The organism is Parasedimentitalea marina (assembly GCF_004006175.1).
Lineage (GTDB): Bacteria > Pseudomonadota > Alphaproteobacteria > Rhodobacterales > Rhodobacteraceae > Parasedimentitalea > Parasedimentitalea marina.
On sequence record NZ_CP033219.1, the window covers coordinates 3,663,136 to 3,681,373 of the forward strand.

16 protein-coding genes and 2 tRNA genes are annotated in these 18,238 nt (G+C 54.8%); 5 read left to right on the forward strand and 13 right to left on the reverse strand.

The features are described from left to right. The first annotated feature begins 112 nt into the window (after nt 1–112). A tRNA-Met gene (locus EBB79_RS17575) sits at nt 113–189 on the forward strand. A 370-nt stretch (nt 190–559) separates the two neighbouring features. Here EBB79_RS17575 and EBB79_RS17580 read toward each other — a convergent pair. The 4 genes from EBB79_RS17580 to EBB79_RS17595 form a co-directional block, all read right to left on the reverse strand. After that, on the reverse strand, nt 560–772 hold the full coding sequence (locus EBB79_RS17580) for a hypothetical protein (RefSeq protein ID WP_127750140.1): 213 nt from the start codon (nt 770–772) through the stop codon (nt 560–562). Then, the gene (locus EBB79_RS17585; RefSeq protein ID WP_127750141.1) at nt 769–1,923 is read right to left on the reverse strand and encodes an aromatic ring-hydroxylating oxygenase subunit alpha; all 1,155 of its coding nucleotides are present in this window, start codon (nt 1,921–1,923) and stop codon (nt 769–771) included. Before EBB79_RS17585 ends, EBB79_RS17580 begins: the two co-directional genes overlap by 4 nt. A 270-nt stretch (nt 1,924–2,193) precedes the next feature. Further along, a complete protein-coding gene (locus EBB79_RS17590; RefSeq protein WP_127750142.1) occupies nt 2,194–2,691 on the reverse strand; it encodes a hypothetical protein in 498 nt (165 codons plus the stop codon). A 71-nt stretch (nt 2,692–2,762) separates the two neighbouring features. After that, complete coding sequence (locus EBB79_RS17595) at nt 2,763–3,143, reverse strand: DM13 domain-containing protein (RefSeq protein WP_127750143.1); 381 nt, start codon at nt 3,141–3,143, stop codon at nt 2,763–2,765. 186 nt (nt 3,144–3,329) lie between these two features. On the opposite strand from EBB79_RS17595, the gene EBB79_RS17600 reads away from it, so the two are divergent. Further along, nucleotides 3,330–4,208: a LysR family transcriptional regulator gene (locus EBB79_RS17600; protein WP_127750144.1), complete on the forward strand. Its 879-nt coding sequence runs from the start codon at nt 3,330–3,332 to the stop codon at nt 4,206–4,208. A gap of 237 nt (nt 4,209–4,445) precedes the next feature. Here EBB79_RS17600 and EBB79_RS17605 read toward each other — a convergent pair. After that, nucleotides 4,446–4,521, reverse strand: a tRNA-Trp gene (locus EBB79_RS17605). A gap of 145 nt (nt 4,522–4,666) precedes the next feature. Between EBB79_RS17605 and EBB79_RS17610 the strand changes: the two genes are divergently transcribed. After that, nucleotides 4,667–5,368 (forward strand): lysophospholipid acyltransferase family protein, encoded by a 702-nt coding sequence (locus EBB79_RS17610; RefSeq protein WP_127750145.1) that lies wholly within the window; start codon nt 4,667–4,669, stop codon nt 5,366–5,368. 13 nt (nt 5,369–5,381) lie between these two features. Here the strand turns inward: EBB79_RS17610 and EBB79_RS17615 are convergent, their stop codons facing one another. Beyond that, complete coding sequence (locus tag EBB79_RS17615; protein WP_127750146.1) at nt 5,382–5,762, reverse strand: MAPEG family protein; 381 nt, start codon at nt 5,760–5,762, stop codon at nt 5,382–5,384. Between the two features lie 78 nt (nt 5,763–5,840). On the opposite strand from EBB79_RS17615, the gene EBB79_RS17620 reads away from it, so the two are divergent. Then, nucleotides 5,841–6,620 (forward strand): helix-turn-helix domain-containing protein, encoded by a 780-nt coding sequence (locus tag EBB79_RS17620; protein WP_127750147.1) that lies wholly within the window; start codon nt 5,841–5,843, stop codon nt 6,618–6,620. Nucleotides 6,621–6,724: 104 nt separating this feature from the next. Here EBB79_RS17620 and tuf read toward each other — a convergent pair whose 3' ends face one another. The 4 genes from tuf to rpsL form a co-directional block, all read right to left on the reverse strand. After that, a complete protein-coding gene (gene tuf, locus EBB79_RS17625; RefSeq protein WP_127747093.1) occupies nt 6,725–7,900 on the reverse strand; it encodes an elongation factor Tu in 1,176 nt (391 codons plus the stop codon). A gap of 63 nt (nt 7,901–7,963) precedes the next feature. Then, nucleotides 7,964–10,081, reverse strand: coding sequence for an elongation factor G (gene fusA / locus EBB79_RS17630; protein ID WP_127750148.1), 2,118 nt, complete (start codon nt 10,079–10,081; stop codon nt 7,964–7,966). A 25-nt stretch (nt 10,082–10,106) separates the two neighbouring features. After that, nucleotides 10,107–10,577, reverse strand: a complete 471-nt coding sequence (gene rpsG, locus EBB79_RS17635) for a 30S ribosomal protein S7 (RefSeq protein WP_127750149.1) — start codon at nt 10,575–10,577, stop codon at nt 10,107–10,109. A gap of 12 nt (nt 10,578–10,589) precedes the next feature. Next, the gene (gene rpsL / locus EBB79_RS17640) at nt 10,590–10,961 is read right to left on the reverse strand and encodes a 30S ribosomal protein S12 (RefSeq protein WP_127750150.1); all 372 of its coding nucleotides are present in this window, start codon (nt 10,959–10,961) and stop codon (nt 10,590–10,592) included. A 381-nt stretch (nt 10,962–11,342) separates the two neighbouring features. Between rpsL and EBB79_RS17645 the strand changes: the two genes are divergently transcribed. Then, a complete protein-coding gene (locus tag EBB79_RS17645) occupies nt 11,343–12,149 on the forward strand; it encodes a putative rhamnosyl transferase (protein WP_127750151.1) in 807 nt (268 codons plus the stop codon). On the opposite strand, the gene EBB79_RS17650 is transcribed toward EBB79_RS17645, so the two are convergent. The 3 genes from EBB79_RS17650 to rpoC form a co-directional block, all read right to left on the reverse strand. After that, a complete protein-coding gene (locus EBB79_RS17650; RefSeq protein ID WP_127750152.1) occupies nt 12,138–13,004 on the reverse strand; it encodes a DMT family transporter in 867 nt (288 codons plus the stop codon). The genes EBB79_RS17645 and EBB79_RS17650 overlap by 12 nt on opposite strands. Beyond that, nucleotides 13,001–13,813, reverse strand: a complete 813-nt coding sequence (locus tag EBB79_RS17655) for a glycosyltransferase (protein WP_127750153.1) — start codon at nt 13,811–13,813, stop codon at nt 13,001–13,003. Before EBB79_RS17655 ends, EBB79_RS17650 begins: the two co-directional genes overlap by 4 nt. Nucleotides 13,814–13,966: 153 nt before the next feature. Next, nucleotides 13,967–18,211 carry a DNA-directed RNA polymerase subunit beta' gene (rpoC, locus tag EBB79_RS17660; protein ID WP_127750154.1) on the reverse strand — a complete coding sequence of 1,415 codons (4,245 nt, stop codon included), beginning with the start codon at nt 18,209–18,211 and terminating at the stop codon, nt 13,967–13,969. Nucleotides 18,212–18,238 lie beyond the last annotated feature (27 nt).

The following is an 18,238-nucleotide window of genomic DNA, read 5'->3' on the forward strand; positions in this document are numbered from 1 at the left end:
CTTGGACGGCTGGTATTCCGGTCTGTAGGAAAAAGCGAACTGAATACTCCATTCCAGCGATTTATCTCTTGACCCCACCCCGTGAAACTCCTAAATCGCCTGCACACAGAGTGGCGGTATAGCTCAGTTGGTTAGAGCAGCGGAATCATAATCCGCGTGTCCGGGGTTCAAGTCCCTGTACCGCCACCAAATACTCCTTAGAAGTCAAACGATCGCAACCAGCAGTCAAAACCCTCCGGGTGGGTTTTCTGCCAGGATGGCATTGGGGCTGCGGCCCGACGGAAAGGATTCTGACCCGGTTCAAACCGATTGTCTCGCCCATGAGCTCGGCCCCAAAAGGTTTTCGACAAAGCCCGAATTCTGACGAGGCGCCATCGCGAAGAGCAATTTCACCGCCAACTAACGACCACATTAGCTTCACAACATGAATCCACCACCGGATTAATGCAACAATGCTGTTTGGCACAATCAACGATCTGAGCTGACGCGGTCAGATGAACGACGGCAAAGTTTGTAGCTTTGCCGTTGGTGAGACGCTTAGCGAAATTAGGCTGCAGGCTTAATTGTCGCGCCCCATCTCCACCAAACGGGAATGCAAGACTGTTGCGCTGCCGTGCCCCGCATCAAGCGCATAGATATAGGCTTGTGTCAGATAGAACCCCATAGCGTCCTGACTTGCGGCGGTGTCGGCCGCTTCGGTGTAAAGGGCAACCAGCGCCGGAGTGTCACCGGCTGCATGTGCAGCCAGTAACCGGTTGTTCAGACGGGTCATTCGGCCGCTGTTGACTGATCGCGATGCGCTTGTACGCGTGTTGCGACCCAGTCGTGAAACAAATGCGTTGGCCCGTCCATAGCCGGAGAGAACCGACCGCCGTCAAAGCCCGGAGCATTGCGTCCGCGCTGCATGCCTTCAACGACAAAGACGTCCTCGGCAAACACCTCTTTCCACTGCTCTGTATTGCGCTGGCGCAGGTTGGCGTCGGTGTCGGTGGTTGCGTAGTAGATATGGATATGTTCGCGTGTCTTCCCTTGTCCCTGAGGATGTAAAAGGATCACAAACGCATGATCCCGATGCACGCCAAGCAGCACATTTGGATAGACCGCAATATACTCTGCCGCCTTGTCCCATTTATCACTCAGACCGTCAAAATCAGCAAACACCGTGCCTTCATCACTCTTGAGCTGGCGATAAACCAACGTGCCCTGACCGGAATATGCACCGGGCTGTTCGATATGGTAATGATCCTCTAACCGGGAGTAGCTGTTTAGTCCCGGGTGCACCCATGGCAGGTGATAACTTTCACAATAGTTCTCGACGGCCAGTTTCCAGTTGCAGTTCAGGTCCAACTGGAAACGACTGTCAGCACCGCCATGAAACAGTGGAGTGTCAAACTCTGCCCAGCGGGCGATGACGTCCGCCATGGCCTGTTCAAAAGCCGCTGCCTCGCCTGAGAGGTTGACCCAGACGACATCCCGCCAAATATGACTGCGGACTTCAATCAGGCCAAGCAGGTCACGATCGATGCCTTCATGGGTGTTTTTGCCCGGTCCACCCACATGCGGTGTGCTGACAAGTTTGCCATCCGTAGCATAACACCAGCTGTGATATGGGCAGCGAATTGCACCTTCGATTTTGCGCGGCGCGTCGACCAGAATCATTCCGCGATGGCGGCAGGTGTTTTGAAACACACGCACCGCGCCTTTGCGGTCGCGAATCAACAACAGCGGAATGTCCAGAAAACTAATCGGCACGGCGTCGCCTGGCTCGGGCACATCAGCTGCCACAGCCAAACCGGCCCATTCGCTATAAAGCAGCGCCTGTTTCTCTTCTGTAAAAACAGCCCCATCGATGTAGTGGGCATTGGGCAGGCCCCGGGCCTGATGAATAGGCGAGCACACAGCGGACAGATCAGTGACAGACATCAGTTTCCCTCGTTCAAGTTATCGCATTGTGAAAACCTGCGGGCGTCATTGTCCGTCTGTTTCGCGACCTGACTTTTCTCAAGGCGACATGAAAGCGAACATTTCCCAAGTGAACCCCCATCCCTCAAGGGCAGCCCCTGCTACACCAGTAGATTTGGCCAGCTTACCCGCTGTGCCGCAGGCCCCAATTGGCCCAGTCCGAGCACAAACCTGAAGCCCGCGCCCAGCGCAAAGACCAGACGTTTTTTTTCAGGCAACAGGTGACGGGGCTTAGCGGCGCTCTAGCCAATCATGCGTTACGAGGAAGGTCACAGCGTAAACGACATGGCCGATCAACGCGACCCACGTGATGCCGGTGAAGCCAAGGAAGGCGGGCATTCCGACAACCCAGTGCGCCATAATGTACAGCGCGAAGATCCAGAGGCCGATGCCATAGGCTATGGCGATCAAAATTTTGGGGACCCAGGGTGTCAATCGATCCGAAAGGGGCAGTGCGACCAAGATCCAACCCAAGGGATAGCCGATCAGGCCGATGAGAAAATGCAGCAAGTGCCCTGCCCCTGGTACTGTCGCCCCGAAAAGAGTTTTGATCGTGCCATTTGCCAGCCCGACCGGAGCAAGCTTGGCATATCCAGCAAGCGGGCTGAGAGCCTGCCCGAAAAGGTCGAACACAACCGTTGCAACGCTGCCCGCAATCAGGATCGCCACAACCATCGCAACAGGGACTGGAGCCGAGGACGCACGGTCGCCCGTCATATTTACTGCCATTTATCTATCTCCTTATTTCCAGAATGAGAGCGCGAAGGGCGAAGTGCCCCCCTTCGCGCCACAACATCGACCTAGTCCAACAGCGCGACGCCGAGGGGAACGGAGAACTGTTCACACCAGATGTAGACTTCTGAAAAATCAGAAACGTTTAGGTCGGCTGGTACTCGAAAACTCTGCGCGCCGGTTTTTGAGTGCAAAGCGCCAATCAGGGTGCCGTCGACATAGCTGCCGTCTTTTCCGAAACCGACCTTGGGATCGGGGGCACCGTCGAGCGAGAATTTCGGCCCCAGCTGCACAACGTAGCCCCCGGCATCCTTGGTGATTGTTACGCCGCCGGAAGTGACGTGGTCCGACGCACCGGTGAACTGCCCACTGCGGCTGGTCGTGTCGGCGAAAGCGCTGGTGGCGAGAGCAGCAGAGAAGGCAATTAAGGTGAGGGTTCTGCGGATCATGGTGGATATTCCTATACAGTTTGCGGTTTTGTTCGTAGGTGACAGCCAAAATATGCCAGCCTGATCCCTCAATTGGAAATATCGATAGCCTTTCGATTCAATAGCCAGTGGCTATCGACATACCGAAACTCTCACTCCATATTGCCTTCTGACCAAAACATTGGCCCCGATCAAAAGGCAGTGACTATGGAAATGCATCAAGTTCGGTATTTTCTCGCAGTGTGCAAAGTAGAGAATTTCACACGCGCGGCCGAGTCCTGCAATGTCGCGCAGCCCTCATTGACGAAGGCCATTCGCAAGCTGGAGGACGAATTCGGAGGGCCGCTTTTCCATCGCGAACGCAATCGATCGATCCTCACTGAGTTGGGCCGCAGGGTGAAGCCGCATATCGACAGGATGGCCGAAGCAAGCATGGCCGCGAAACAGGATGCAGCCGGATTTTTCACCGACGGCACGATGAAAGTCCGCCTTGGTGTGATGTCGACGATTGCGCCGACGCGAATGGTAGGATTTTTGGCGCGGCTGCGCGAAGAAGTCCACCATCTGGAACTAGAGCTGAAAGAGGCCTCCGGCTCGGCGTTGATCGCCGCGATGACGGCTGGTGAACTGGACGTTGCACTAATGGCGATGCCGAACTTGCCCGACAGCCTTTACGCAACTCCACTCTATCTTGAACGCTATGTGGTCGCGTTTCCGGCAGGCCATGCCTTTCAGCAAAGCAATACTCTAAGCATCGATACCCTTAAGGGGGCCGATTACCTTACACGCGTTCATTGCGAATTCGCGGATCACTACGAGGCGCTCGGCAAATCACGTCCGCTCAACGTGAACGTTCGCTATTCGTCAGAGCGCGAAGACTGGGTCCAAGCAATGGTGGCAGCAGGGCTGGGATGTTCGATCATGCCTGAGCACCTGCCTTCAATGGACGGTATCACCACACGGCCATTGGAGGACCCCAAGGTCTCGCGCTGTGTTTCACTGGTCACCGTTGCAGGGCGGCGGCACTCTCCGGCACTGGCCGCGATGGTACGTGTTGCGAAACGTCACATATGGCCCACAGAATAGGGCACTAAAGAAAGCCGGGCTGAAAACATGCAACGGCAGACATATACCAAAGGACGGTTTTGCAGAGGCTTGCACAGCTCAAAGTAAATATCGCGATCCTTGGGATTGACTGGCATTTGAACCCGCCTCTGGGTTCCATCTTCGGGAACAGAACAAAGACAAAACGTGATTCTGGGAAACTTTATGGGAAACCAGCTCTCTGGTTACCACCAAAACCTCTTAAGTCTTTGATTGTACTGGCAGGGGTGCACAGGCTCGAACTGTGGACCTACGGTTTTGGAGACCGTCGCTCTACCAACTGAGCTACACCCCTGCAGTGCGGCATGACCTAAGCCAGCAACAGCCGACTGACAAGAGGAAAAACGGATTTTTTGCAAGCAACTTGCGAACCTTGCACCTGCTGATCTTTGCGATTCCCATTCCTTGCTTTAAGAGAAGGAAAAAAGAGGACTTTTCGCTTGAGCCTGAGAAGAAAAATTGCAGATAGCAACGCCTTTAACTCGGCCGTCGAAGGGTTGATCACGGCTTATGTAAAGTTCTGCTATCGCAGCTCTCGCTGGACACGCAGCGGATTTGACGCAATGGAGGCGAGTGTGGTTGCAGGCGAGCCGGTGATCATGGTTTTGTGGCACCAGCGGTTGATTATGTCTCCCTACCTGTTTGATTCCACAAAGGGACGTATCTGCACCCTGACCTCTGCGGCCCGCGCGGGCCGTCTGGCGGGCAAGGTGCAAGAGCGGATGGGCTTTGACACCATTCCGATGTCCAGCCGCAAGCGCCATGTTGCCCTGTCACGCGAGGTGCTGCGTCGCATCAAGAATGGCAGCTCGGTTGGTATTGCCGCTGATGGTCCACGTGGACCTGCCCGTGTCTCATCAGGCGTCCCAATCATCTGGGCCCGCAGTTCCGGCTGTCGGGTCTTTACAATCAGTTTTGCCCAACGTCGGACGGTTAAGATGCCCACCTGGGACAAACAGATGCTACCTGTGCCATTCTCGCGCGGTGTTCTGATGTGCGAAGAATGGGACGAGCAAGTGCCGCGCAAACCGACGCCAGAACAGGCCGAGGATCTGCGCCTCAGCCTTGAAGCTGCTTTGGACAGGATTACAGACGCCAGTGACGCCGCTGTGGGGCGCAGTTGTCCAACCACGCCCCAGTAAGCCCCCAGTAGCGTCACATCAAAGCCAGCCCCATCAGGATAAGCCCAACGAAGCCCACTGTGTAGGCGGCAGACCGAATGACAGGCACAGCCATCAGATAGGTCGGCAGGTAGACCAGGCGGGCAAAAAAGAACACCGTTGCCCCCAGGGTGGCTTGTTCAACCTTCACATCAGGCAATACCAGCGCCAGGGTGGCAAGAACAACAAATGGAGCCAGGTTTTCCTGAAAGTTCCGGTGTGCCCGCTGGGCACGTGCATGGATCGTCACCGGGGACGGATCCCCGTCGCGAGATCCAAGATAGGCCCCAACCCCTATTTGGGGGATCAAAAACATCGAAGGCAGAAACAGGCCCGCGTAGTACAATATCAACACCAATAAAATCCAAGTCAGCATGAGAAGTCCTTTGCCATTGCTATCCGGGCCAAGTTAGAAACGGCAGGGAATGACAGCAATTCCCTTGGAGGGAATAAAATGACTTCTTTTGGCCACGTCTTGAAAGACATCCGAGCTGCACGTGGAATGTCGCAAGCCAAACTGGCATTGGCATTGGATTCAACTCAACGACATCTGTCGTTCTTGGAAACAGGTCGTTCTCTGCCAACCGCATCGTTTCTGGCTCGCATCTGCAGGACGCTGGACCTCAATATCGCTCAACGGGTCAATATCTACGACGCATCTGGGTTGGCCAATCCCTATGCACAGCGCGATATAAGATCAGAAGAGATCCATGCCGCATTAGATATGATTGAAGTAAGGGTCCTGAAAAACTGGCCCTTCCCGGCGCTGGTTTTGGACCCGGATTGGAATGTCTTGCGCAGCAATTCAGCGTTTGATCAGATTTTTGGCGGGTTGATGCCGCAGGGCAATGCGCCACCAAACCTTCTGGAAGTCATGATGAGCGAGATGTTTCAGGGGTTGGTTCAAAACTGGGATGAGGCCGCTGGCATCTTGTTTTATCGTCTTCAGCGCGCCGCTGCCCACAGCCCACGGATCGCTCAAGTTTTGCGTACCGCCCAGTCTCAGGGGCGTTTTACCGGCATGGAGCACCATCTGGGCGAGTTGGGTGAAGTTCCAATTTTCCTGCCGATCCGTCTCGCACTGCCCAACGGGCCAGTGATGGAACTCAGTTCATTGTTGGGAAAGCTCGCCTCGTGCCAGGATGCGCTGATTGAGGGGCTAGAGATTGAACTGATGGTGCCACTGACCGAGGCATCGGAACAGTCGATGCGGGGACTGGCGGGCCCTAAATGAAAAAGGGCCGCCCTGGGGCAGCCCTTTCTATCGTCTCATCGGTGTGGCTTGCGGGAGCTTTTGCCTAGGCAAAAGCCCCTGTCGCCCTCACAGCAGAGCTGTGATTACTCGACGATTTTGGAGACAACACCAGCGCCGACGGTGCGGCCGCCTTCGCGGATCGCGAAGCGGAGGCCGGTTTCCATGGCGATTGGTGCGATCAGCTCAACGTTGAACTTCAGGTTGTCGCCTGGCATCACCATTTCGGTGCCCTCGGGCAGAACAACAGTACCGGTGACGTCAGTTGTACGGAAGTAGAACTGAGGACGGTAGTTGGCGAAGAATGGTGTGTGACGACCGCCTTCTTCCTTGTTCAGGATATAAGCCTCGGCTTCGAACTTAGTGTGTGGGTTCACCGACTTAGGTGCACACAGAACCTGGCCACGCTCAACGCCGTCACGGTCAACACCACGCAGCAATGCGCCAACGTTGTCGCCAGCCTCACCACGGTCCAGCAGCTTGCGGAACATTTCAACACCGGTACAGGTGGTTTTCTTGGTGTCGCGGATGCCAACGATTTCAATTTCGTCGCCAACGTTGATCACGCCACGCTCGATACGGCCGGTCACAACTGTACCACGACCGGAAATCGAGAACACGTCTTCCACAGGCATCAGGAACGGCTGGTCAACAGCGCGCTCTGGTGTTGGGATGTACTCGTCCACAGCAGCCATCAGCGCTTTGATCGAATCTTCGCCGATTGCGTTGTCGCGACCTTCCATGGCGGCCAGAGCCGAACCAGGGATCACAGGAATGTCGTCGCCAGGGTATTCATACGAAGACAGCAGCTCGCGGATTTCCATTTCCACCAGTTCCAGCAGCTCTTCGTCGTCAACCTGGTCAACTTTGTTCATGTAGACAACCATGTAAGGGATGCCAACCTGGCGGCCCAGCAGGATGTGCTCACGTGTCTGCGGCATTGGGCCGTCAGCTGCGTTCACAACCAGGATGGCGCCATCCATCTGAGCCGCACCAGTGATCATGTTTTTGACGTAGTCGGCGTGGCCGGGGCAGTCAACGTGAGCATAGTGACGGGTCTCGGTTTCATACTCAACGTGCGCGGTCGAGATGGTGATACCACGGGCTTTTTCTTCCGGAGCGCCATCGATCTGGTCGTAGGCCTGGAAGTCACCAAAGTACTTGGTGATCGCTGCGGTCAGCGTGGTTTTGCCGTGGTCAACGTGGCCGATGGTGCCGATGTTGACGTGTGGTTTGTTACGTTCGAACTTTTCCTTAGCCATGATGGCCTCCTATGTGTTTGAGGCGGGCGCGCGACGATCGCGCACCCGCTAAATATCAGACGCTTACGCGTATTTTGCCTGGATCTCTTCCGAGATCGCATTCGGAACCGGATCGTAGTGGTCAAACTGCATCGAGAACTGGGCGCGGCCCGAGCTCATCGAACGCAGAGTGTTGATGTAGCCGAACATGTTGGCCAAAGGCACAAAGCTGTCGATGGCAATTGCGTTGCCACGAGGCTCTTGTCCAGTCACCTGACCACGACGCGATGTCAGATCGCCGATGATACCGCCGGTATATTCTTCCGGAGTGATCACTTCAACTTTCATGATTGGCTCAAGCATCTTGGCGCCAGCAAGGCGCATACCTTCACGCATGCACATACGTGCAGCGATTTCGAAGGCCAGAATGCTGGAGTCAACATCGTGGAACTTACCGTCGAGCAACTGCACCTTGAAGTCGATCACAGGGAAGCCAGCCAGAGGGCCGCTATCCATGACAGACTTGATGCCTTTTTCAACACCAGGAATGTATTCCTTAGGCACCGCACCACCAACAATCTTGGATTCGAAGGAGAAACCTTCGCCCGCTTCTGTTGGAGTGATCAGCAGCTTCACTTCGCCGTACTGACCCGAACCACCAGACTGTTTCTTGTGGGTGTAGGTATGTTCGACTTCGTGACCGATGGTCTCGCGGTAAGCAACCTGAGGCGCACCGATGTTGGCATCAACACCAAATTCACGACGCAGACGGTCCACCAGGATATCCAGGTGAAGTTCGCCCATGCCCTTCATGATGGTCTGACCCGATTCAAAATCGGTTTCAACACGGAAGGAAGGATCTTCTGCAGACAGACGCTGAAGGCCAGTCGACATCTTTTCCTGATCGCCCTTGGTCTTGGGCTCAATGGCAATCTCGATCACAGGATCGGGGAAGTTCATTGTTTCCAGGATAACCGGGTCGTTGATCGCGCACAGAGTGTCACCCGTTGTGGTGTCTTTCAGTCCGCCCAGAGCGATAATGTCACCAGCGAATGCTTCGGCGATTTCATCACGGTCGTTGGAGTGCATGATCATCATGCGGCCAACGCGCTCTTTTTTGCCTTTGGTCGAGTTCAGGAATGAGTCGCCCTTTTCCAATTTACCGGAGTAAATGCGGGTAAAGGTCAGCGATCCCACAAAGGGGTCATTCCAGATTTTGAACGCCAGGCCCGAGAACGGCATGTCGTCGTCTGCACGACGCGCAATGTTACGCTCTTCGGTTTCATCACCGGGCAGGAAGCCCATGTAATCGACAACGTCCATTGGGCTAGGCAGAAAGTCGATCACAGCGTTCAACAGAGGCTGAACACCTTTGTTTTTGAACGCGGACCCACAGAGAACCGGCACGAAAGACATGGCCAGCGTACCCTTACGGATCAGCTCGCGCAGTTTTTCAACTGTTGGTTCTTCACCTTCGAGATAGGCTTCCATGGCATCGTCGTCCATTTCGACGGCCAATTCGATCATCTCGCTGCGCATCTCGTCGCACTTGTCCTTAAGCTCAGCGCGAATTTCACGCTGCTCCCAGGATGCGCCCAGATCTTCGCCAGCCCAAACCCATTCTTTCATGGTGATCAGGTCAACCATGCCTTCAAGCTCGGTCTCAGCGCCAATTGGGCACTGGATCGGCATCGGGCGGGCACCGGTACGGTCGGCGATCATTTCAACACAGTTGAAGAAGTCAGCGCCGATCTTGTCCATCTTGTTGACGAACACGATACGCGGAACCTTGTAGCGGTCAGCCTGACGCCACACGGTTTCGGTCTGAGGTTCAACACCAGCGTTGGCGTCAAGCAGTGCAACCGCACCATCGAGAACCGCCAGCGAACGCTCAACTTCAATCGTGAAGTCAACGTGGCCAGGGGTATCGATGATGTTCATGCGGTGCTTTTCAGAATCCGGAGTGTCACCGTCTTCGGTGCGTTCCCAGAAAGTGGTGGTCGCAGCCGAGGTGATGGTGATTCCGCGCTCTTGCTCCTGCTCCATGTGGTCCATGGTAGCAGCGCCGTCGTGCACTTCGCCGATGTTGTGTGACTTACCAGTATAAAACAGGATGCGCTCGGAACAGGTAGTTTTACCTGCATCGATGTGCGCCATGATCCCGAAGTTACGGTAGCGGTCGAGGGGATATTCGCGAGCCATTGTTCTCGTCCTAATCCTTTAGAGGTTACCAGCGGTAATGGCTGAATGCTTTGTTCGCATCGGCCATCTTGTGGGTGTCTTCGCGCTTTTTAACGGCGGAACCACGGGACTGGACAGCGTCCATAAGCTCGCCTGCAAGGCGCTCTTCCATGGTGTTCTCGTTGCGGGCACGAGACGCGTTAATCAACCAACGGATGGCCAGGGCTTCGCGACGCTCGGGGCGCACTTCAACCGGAACCTGGTAGGTTGCACCACCCACGCGGCGCGAACGAACTTCGACCGATGGTTTGATGTTGTCGAGGGCTTCGTGGAAGACTTCGACTGGCGAACGTTTGATCTTGTTTTCAACGCGATCCATTGCGTTGTAAACGATCCGCTCTGCGGTCGATTTTTTACCATCGATCATCAGATTGTTCATGAATTTGCTCAATACACGATCACCAAACTTGGCGTCGGGTAGAATTTCGCGCTTCTCAGCGGCGTGACGACGTGACATCTGCTGATCTCCTTACTTAGGACGCTTCGCGCCGTACTTCGAACGACGTTGTTTCCGGTCTTTGACGCCCTGAGTATCCAGAACACCGCGAAGGATGTGGTAACGTACGCCGGGAAGATCCTTTACCCGGCCGCCACGGATCAGAACCACGGAGTGTTCCTGAAGGTTGTGGCTTTCACCTGGGATATAGGAGATCACTTCGAAACCGTTGGTCAGGCGAACCTTGGCAACTTTCCGCATAGCGGAGTTAGGTTTCTTTGGAGTGGTCGTGTACACGCGTGTGCAGACGCCGCGTTTTTGCGGACAGCCTTGCATGTGCATGGACTTCGATCGTTTTACTTTAGGCTGCCGCGGTTTGCGGATCAGCTGTTGAATCGTTGGCATTCCGGTTCATTCCCCGTTTTGCAACTCATGGTCATGCACGCTGACGCGTGCGGCTCAATTTCTCACGCTATGATAACACAAGCGCAAAAACCGCAATCGCTCCCATTCCGAGGTGAACGACGCGGTGGGTTTACAGAGGATCCACGCGATAGGTGCTTGAATCTTGGTCCACTACAGTTTTGATATCGGCTTATGAGGAGACCTCAAATGCCGGATATCGCGCGTATATGGGGAGTCGCATGTGATGTCAACAGGGGCCAAGGGGGCCGCATCCGCCTGCTTCACGCCTTGCTGAAACACACTATTGTCTAACTTGCTCGCGTCCATCCGGCGCGCCATAGTGCAGTATACGTAGACATTTTTCGATCAGGGTCAAATTTCATGCAAATCATAGGGCTGTGCCGGTTCTCATACCCTGCCTATGGTGGGTTTCAGGTCGAACATGAAACCATCGAAGACCGGGTCGCCTTTCTCTATGGCGCGCACCGTCTGGAAGAGCGGTTTCGGTTGATGGAGACCGTCGCCCTACCCTGTCTGAAGGCGCAGACTGACCAGGATTTTGATCTAATCATTGTGATCGGCGACAGCTTTCCCAAACCGTATTTTGACCGTCTGCATGACCTGTGTGCAGATATTCCGCAAATCCGCATCCATGCGGAGCCACCGCGCAGACATCGTCCGGTGATGAAAGAAATCCTGAACGCAGCACGGCGCGATCCTGCACAACCCTGCCTGCAGTTTCGCCATGATGACGATGACGCCATCTCGGTGGATTTTATCGAGCGCCTTAGAGGCTCAGTTTCAGACTGCCCGGGATTGATTGCCAAAAACCGGACAGTCGCCTTTGACTTCAACCGTGGCTATGTGGCTAAAGTCGACGCCAAGGGGATCGCGGCGGTTGAAGTTCATCAACCTTATTATGTGGCCTCTATGGGGATGTACGTAGAAGGCGGCTGTCGCCAGACTATCATGAACTTTGCACATGAAAAAATTCACCGATTTATGCCAACCGTAACAATCACCGACGCCCCAATGTTCGTTCGAACCCATAATGGTTATAACGACTCCCGCCAAAAATCCGCAAAACCTCTCTCGGTCGAGCCCCTTACCCGCGAATTGGAAGGCGAGTTTTTCGCCCGGTTTGCAATGGATTCGGATCACATTCGTCGGACATTTTCAGCCGCCTGAGAGCTTACGCTCGCGATAGAGCGTAAACAGGCCAGTTGCGACGACGATCATCGCCCCCAGCAGGGTCAGTGCATCTGGCCAGTCGCCAAACACCAACCAGCCAAGCAACAGCGCCCAGAGTAGCCCTGTGTAGCGAAATGGTGAAATGAAGGCGACGTCGCCAACGCGCATCGTCATGACTGAGCATATGTATCCCACAACAATGAACAGTGCGGCGCCAGTCACCGCGGCCAAGCCATTGGCAGAAACCGGTTCCCAGGACACTTGGGTGGAGGCCAAGCCTGCAAACAGCAATACAACGAGAGAGGCCATCAACGTCACGACAATAGATGGCACCTCGGTAGACATACGTCTGGTCACCAGATCGCGCGCGGTTATGGCCAGAACTGCCGCCAGAGCATAAAGCGTCCCCTCGCCAAAACCATCCACACTAGGGCGGATGATCAACAAGATACCGCAGAACCCTACCAGAATGGCCGCCATCCTGCGCCAGCCGACCGGTTCGGCAAAAAACACAGCTGCGCCCAACGTGATGGTCAAAGGCAGGCTTTGCAGAATCGCCGTCAGATTTGCCAGCGGTGTCACCATAAGAGCAGTCAGGAAAAGATAGGTTGCAGAAACTTCTGCCACGCAACGCGCGGCAATCAGCCACCAGTCGCGCCGGGGAAATTTCCAATGTAACGTACCCAGTCGCCGCGCCAGTATGTAAATCAGAATTGAAGTAACGAGGCCGCGCAGGGTCAAAATTTGCGACAAGGGCATCGTATCGCCGATTGTTTTCACCAACATATCGTTAAAGGTGAAACCCGCCATACTGCCCATCATCAGCAGCGCACCAAGCTGGTTCCCGGTCATTGCAACAACTCCTCCAAGGCGGACACAGACAGGTCGAAATGTTGTTTCAAACCGGACTTAATCCGTGCCTGACCCCATTGCCGGGTTAGGCCCATCTGAGTTGGATCAGATTTATTGTCGCCGTGAATGGTGCGCACAAATGACGGCACCGAAATGTCTGAAAACGTATTAAAGTACTGCGCAAATTTCCGGTGATTGAAACGATACGGATTAGCGCCATGCCCAGCCGGGGACACCAATGCGGTGCCGGTGGACAACGGCGCCTTTTCACAGGCGTCGTATACTTCAACGCCATCCTCACCCTTTTGCACATAAAAACCTCGGTTATTGGCAAGAACAAACGGTGTTTCTGCACCCTGAAGAGGGATCATGCCCTGTGCCATATGTTTAGTGCGTCGCACGAAATTGATATCTACAGCATCATCGTCATCCAGCCGAAACAGGATCTGGTGGCTGGCATTGTCCAGCGGCACCGAGGCATATGCGCGTTTCAACAAGCGGTAATGAACGCCAGTGCCGACAACGCGGCAAAACACGTTGGGCAATGGATTCAGCAAGGCTCGAAGATGAGATAAATAGGGTTTGGGCATGAACTTGGAGGTCAGCACCACCAGCGTATAATCCATATCGCTTTGCCGCATCAGAGAGGGCAGACATAGGGATTCGAAAATCCGAAACCGAAGCGCCATCCGCTCGGGCGAGAACAGATGGGCAGCAGTTTCGTCCAGTGTATTGAAGCGTTCAGAGTAATAGGTCGGGCTCAGCACCGAAAAGCGCAACAGTCCAACCATTTTAATATTCAGATCCATAGATCGCCCCGGCACCCCGTCTAATATCCTCTGACCCAATCACTTGCGGTCAAAAAAGGAAAGAGGTCTCCTGTGTAAGAAAATGCAGACCAAAGAAAAAAGGCCCCCGCACATCACTGTGCGAGGGCCTTTTCAATTCATATGATCAACGGATCAATCGCGGCTTTCCGGAGTTTCCACCAGATTGTCGAACACATCACCACCAATGACATCTTCGTCCATCACCGGAGCGGCCAAAGCTGCAGCGGCTTCAGCCTCTTCGCGACGCGCCTCGAGAACGACATTGTCGCGGCCCTGAGCAATGTTACGCACGCGATCCGTGGCCCCACCGGTACCGGCTGGGATCAAGCGGCCAACGATGACGTTCTCTTTGAGACCGACCAGTTTGTCGCGCTTACCCTGTACCGAAGCCTCGGTCAGAACCCGCGTGGTTTCCTGGAACGATGCCGCCGAGATGAACGAGCGGGTCTGCAACGAAGCTTTGGTGATCCCAAGCAGGATCGGCTCGCCACGGGCCGCACGGCCACCTTTGGAGTCTGCTTTTGCACAGGCCAGATCGAACTCGTGCTTGTCGACGTGTTCACCCTTGAGCAGGGTGGTGTCACCGCTGTCCAGAACTTCCCACTTTTGCAGCATCTGACGTACGATAACTTCGATGTGCTTATCGTTGATCTTCACGCCCTGCAGACGATACACATCCTGCACTTCGTCGATCATATAGTCAGCCAGTGCCTCGACACCCATAACCGCAAGAATATCGTGCGGAGCCGGGTTACCGTCCATCAGGTATTCACCCTTAGCGATAAAGTCACCTTCTTGAACCGGGATGTGCTTGCCCTTGGGCACCATGTATTCCACGGTTTCCATTGACTCATCCGCTGGCTCGATCGAGACGCGACGCTTGTTCTTGTAGTCGCGGCCAAAGCGCACGTAGCCATCGATTTCGGCGATGATTGCGTGATCCTTGGGACGACGTGCTTCGAACAGTTCCGCAACCCGTGGCAGACCACCGGTAATATCCTTGGTCTTGGCGCCTTCACGCGGGATACGCGCAATAACGTCACCAGCCTGGATTTCGTCCCCGTCTTCGACCGACAGAACCGCGTCAACCGACATACCGTAGTGAACTGGGTGACCCAGATCGTTGCGGACAGGTTCGCCATCTTTATCAACCAGAATAAGTTCCGGCTTCAGCTCGCTGCCCTTGGGGGCAGTGCGCCAGTCGATGACGATCTTCTGTGTCATACCAGTGGCTTCATCGGTTTCTTCGCGCAGTGCGATACCGTTCGCCAGATCGACATACTTAATAGTACCTGCCTTTTCAGCAAGGATTGGCAGAGTGTAGGGATCCCATTCGTACAGTTTGTCACCGCGGGCCACTTGCTGACCTTCGGATACAAACAGTTTGGAACCATAGGCCAGCTTGTGGTTGGCCCGATCCTCACCATGCTCATCCTGGACGATCATCTTCATGCTACGACCCAGAACCATGACTTCGCCACTGGCGTTGGTCAGGGTCTGCGCGTTTTCAAAGACGATCTTACCATCGACTGCCGCTTCCTGGAACGACTGCTGACCAGCCTGCGCAACACCACCAATGTGGAAGGTCCGCATTGTCAGCTGTGTACCAGGTTCACCAATCGACTGCGCCGCGATGATACCGACAGCTTCGCCAGTGTTCACCATGGTGCCGCGCGCCAAGTCACGACCGTAGCACATGACGCAGACGCCTTCTTCGGCCTCACAAGTCAGCGGGCTACGAAGACGAGCAGACCGAACACCAGCCTCTTCGATCGAGTCAGCCATACGTTCGTCGATCAGCTGGCCATGGGCCACCAGTACATCGTCGGTGCCTGGCTTTTTGATGTCTTCAGCTGCAACACGACCCAGGACACGTTCGCCCAGAGTTGCAACAACTTCACCATCATTGACAGCCGCCACCGCAGTGATCGCCATATCAGTGCCGCAGTCGTGATCGCGAACGATACAATCCTGTGCCACATCAACCAGACGACGGGTCAGGTAACCCGAGTTCGCCGTTTTCAAAGCAGTATCCGACAGACCCTTACGGGCACCGTGGGTGGAGTTGAAGTACTCCAGAACGGACAGACCTTCTTTAAAGTTCGAGATGATCGGTGTCTCGATGATGTCACCGTTTGGCTTGGCCATCAGACCGCGCATACCGCCCAGCTGTTTCATCTGAGTAACCGAACCACGCGCACCGGAGTGAGCCATCATGTAAACCGAGTTCGGCTCCATTTCAGCGCCAGCCTCGTCGCGTTTGGAGGCCGAAATGGCGCCCATCATCGCTTCGGTGACTTTGTCGTTACACTTGGCCCAGGCATCAACAACTTTGTTGTACTTTTCACCCTGAGTGATCAGGCCGTCCATGTACTGCTGTTCAAAATCCTTCACCATGTCGCGGGTTTCATTAACCAGCGGCCACTTGGTGTCTGGGATCAGCATGTCGTCTTTACCAAACGAAATACCGGCCTTGAACGCTTCGCGGAAGCCCATCGTCATGATCTGGTCACAGAAGATAACCGACTCTTTCTGACCGCAGTAACGGTAGACAGTGTCAATGACGGTCTGCACTTCTTTCTTACGCAGCAGACGGTTGACCAGGTGGAATGGGGCCTTGGCGTTCTTGGGCAATAGATCGCCCAGCAACATACGACCCGGAGTGGTTTCAAAGCGTTCGTAAACTTCGTTACCTTCCTCGTCGATCTGCATGACCCGCGCGGTGATCTTGGTGTGCAGGTGAATTTGCTTGGCGTCCAGTGCGTGCTGCACTTCCTCCAGCGATGCAAACACCGACCCTTCGCCCGGCATGCCTTCACGTTCCAGGGTCACATAGTACAGACCCAGGATCATATCCTGCGACGGAACAATGATCGGCGCGCCGTTTGCAGGCGACAGAACGTTGTTGGTCGACATCATCAGAACACGTGCTTCCAGCTGGGCCTCAAGGCTCAGTGGAACGTGGACCGCCATCTGGTCACCATCAAAGTCAGCGTTGAACGCCGAGCAGACCAGCGGGTGCAGCTGGATGGCTTTACCTTCGATCAGCGTGGGTTCAAACGCCTGAATACCAAGACGGTGCAGTGTTGGCGCACGGTTCAGCATGACAGGGTGTTCGCGGATCACTTCATCCAGGATATCCCAAACTTCGGGACGCTCTTTTTCAACCAGCTTCTTGGCTTGCTTCACAGTGGAAGACAGACCCTTGGCCTCGAGACGCGAGTAGATGAACGGCTTGAACAGTTCGAGCGCCATCTTTTTCGGCAGACCACATTGGTGCAGCTTCAATTCCGGGCCAGTCACAATGACCGAACGACCCGAGAAGTCGACGCGCTTACCCAAAAGGTTTTGACGGAAGCGACCTTGCTTACCCTTCAGCATGTCGGACAGCGATTTCAGCGGACGCTTGTTGGCGCCAGTGATTACGCGACCACGACGGCCGTTGTCGAACAGCGCATCCACAGATTCCTGCAGCATCCGCTTTTCGTTGCGGACGATGATGTCAGGTGCGCGCAATTCGATCAGACGCTTCAGACGGTTGTTCCGGTTGATCACGCGGCGATACAGATCGTTCAGATCCGAGGTCGCGAAACGACCACCATCCAGAGGCACCAGTGGGCGCAGTTCTGGCGGAATTACCGGAATCACGGTCAGAACCATCCACTCAGGGCGGTTGCCCGACTCGAGGAAGGATTCAACAACTTTCAGACGCTTGATGATCTTCTTGGGCTTCAACTCACCAGTGGCTTCGGCCAGATCGGCACGCAGCTGGTCAGCTTCGGATTCCAGATCGATCGCAGCCAGCATTTCACGGATCGCTTCAGCGCCGATGTTGGCGGTGAAAGCATCCATGCCATAGGCATCTTGCGCGTCCATGAACTCTTCTTCGGTCATCATCTGGCCATAGGTCAGATCGGTCAGACCAGGTTCGATCACAACGTAGTTCTCAAAGTAGAGAACCCGCTCCAGATCACGCAGAGTCATATCCAGCATCAGGCCGATGCGCGATGGCAACGACTTGAGGAACCAGATGTGCGCAACTGGCGAGGCCAGCTCGATGTGGCCCATACGCTCGCGGCGTACTTTCTGAAGCGTAACTTCAACACCACATTTTTCGCAGACAACGCCGCGATATTTCATGCGCTTATATTTTCCGCACAGGCATTCGTAATCTTTGATCGGGCCAAAGATACGTGCGCAGAACAGGCCGTCACGCTCAGGCTTGAACGTACGGTAGTTGATGGTTTCTGGCTTTTTGATTTCGCCATACGACCACGACAGGATCCGCTCTGGCGAGGCCAGCGAGACTTTGATCTCGTCGAACACCTTAGGCGGTGTCAGCGGATTGAACGGGTTGTTCGTCAGTTCCTGGTTCATTTTGCGTCCTTACAAATTGGGATGGGA

Excerpts from the sequence above, each read along its gene's own strand:
- EBB79_RS17580 (WP_127750140.1), bottom strand. The coding sequence starts at position 772 with ATGACCCGTCTGAACAACCGGTTACTGGCTGCACATGCAGCCGGTGAC.
- EBB79_RS17585 (WP_127750141.1), bottom strand. The coding sequence starts at position 1,923 with ATGTCTGTCACTGATCTGTCCGCTGTGTGCTCGCCTATTCATCAGGCC.
- EBB79_RS17590 (WP_127750142.1), bottom strand. The coding sequence starts at position 2,691 with ATGGCAGTAAATATGACGGGCGACCGTGCGTCCTCGGCTCCAGTCCCT.
- EBB79_RS17595 (WP_127750143.1), bottom strand. The coding sequence starts at position 3,143 with ATGATCCGCAGAACCCTCACCTTAATTGCCTTCTCTGCTGCTCTCGCC.
- EBB79_RS17600 (WP_127750144.1), top strand. The coding sequence starts at position 3,330 with ATGGAAATGCATCAAGTTCGGTATTTTCTCGCAGTGTGCAAAGTAGAG.
- EBB79_RS17615 (WP_127750146.1), bottom strand. The coding sequence starts at position 5,762 with ATGCTGACTTGGATTTTATTGGTGTTGATATTGTACTACGCGGGCCTG.
- EBB79_RS17620 (WP_127750147.1), top strand. The coding sequence starts at position 5,841 with ATGACTTCTTTTGGCCACGTCTTGAAAGACATCCGAGCTGCACGTGGA.
- tuf (WP_127747093.1), bottom strand. The coding sequence starts at position 7,900 with ATGGCTAAGGAAAAGTTCGAACGTAACAAACCACACGTCAACATCGGC.
- fusA (WP_127750148.1), bottom strand. The coding sequence starts at position 10,081 with ATGGCTCGCGAATATCCCCTCGACCGCTACCGTAACTTCGGGATCATG.
- rpsG (WP_127750149.1), bottom strand. The coding sequence starts at position 10,577 with ATGTCACGTCGTCACGCCGCTGAGAAGCGCGAAATTCTACCCGACGCC.
- rpsL (WP_127750150.1), bottom strand. The coding sequence starts at position 10,961 with ATGCCAACGATTCAACAGCTGATCCGCAAACCGCGGCAGCCTAAAGTA.
- EBB79_RS17645 (WP_127750151.1), top strand. The coding sequence starts at position 11,343 with ATGCAAATCATAGGGCTGTGCCGGTTCTCATACCCTGCCTATGGTGGG.
- EBB79_RS17650 (WP_127750152.1), bottom strand. The coding sequence starts at position 13,004 with ATGACCGGGAACCAGCTTGGTGCGCTGCTGATGATGGGCAGTATGGCG.
- EBB79_RS17655 (WP_127750153.1), bottom strand. The coding sequence starts at position 13,813 with ATGGATCTGAATATTAAAATGGTTGGACTGTTGCGCTTTTCGGTGCTG.
- rpoC (WP_127750154.1), bottom strand. The coding sequence starts at position 18,211 with ATGAACCAGGAACTGACGAACAACCCGTTCAATCCGCTGACACCGCCT.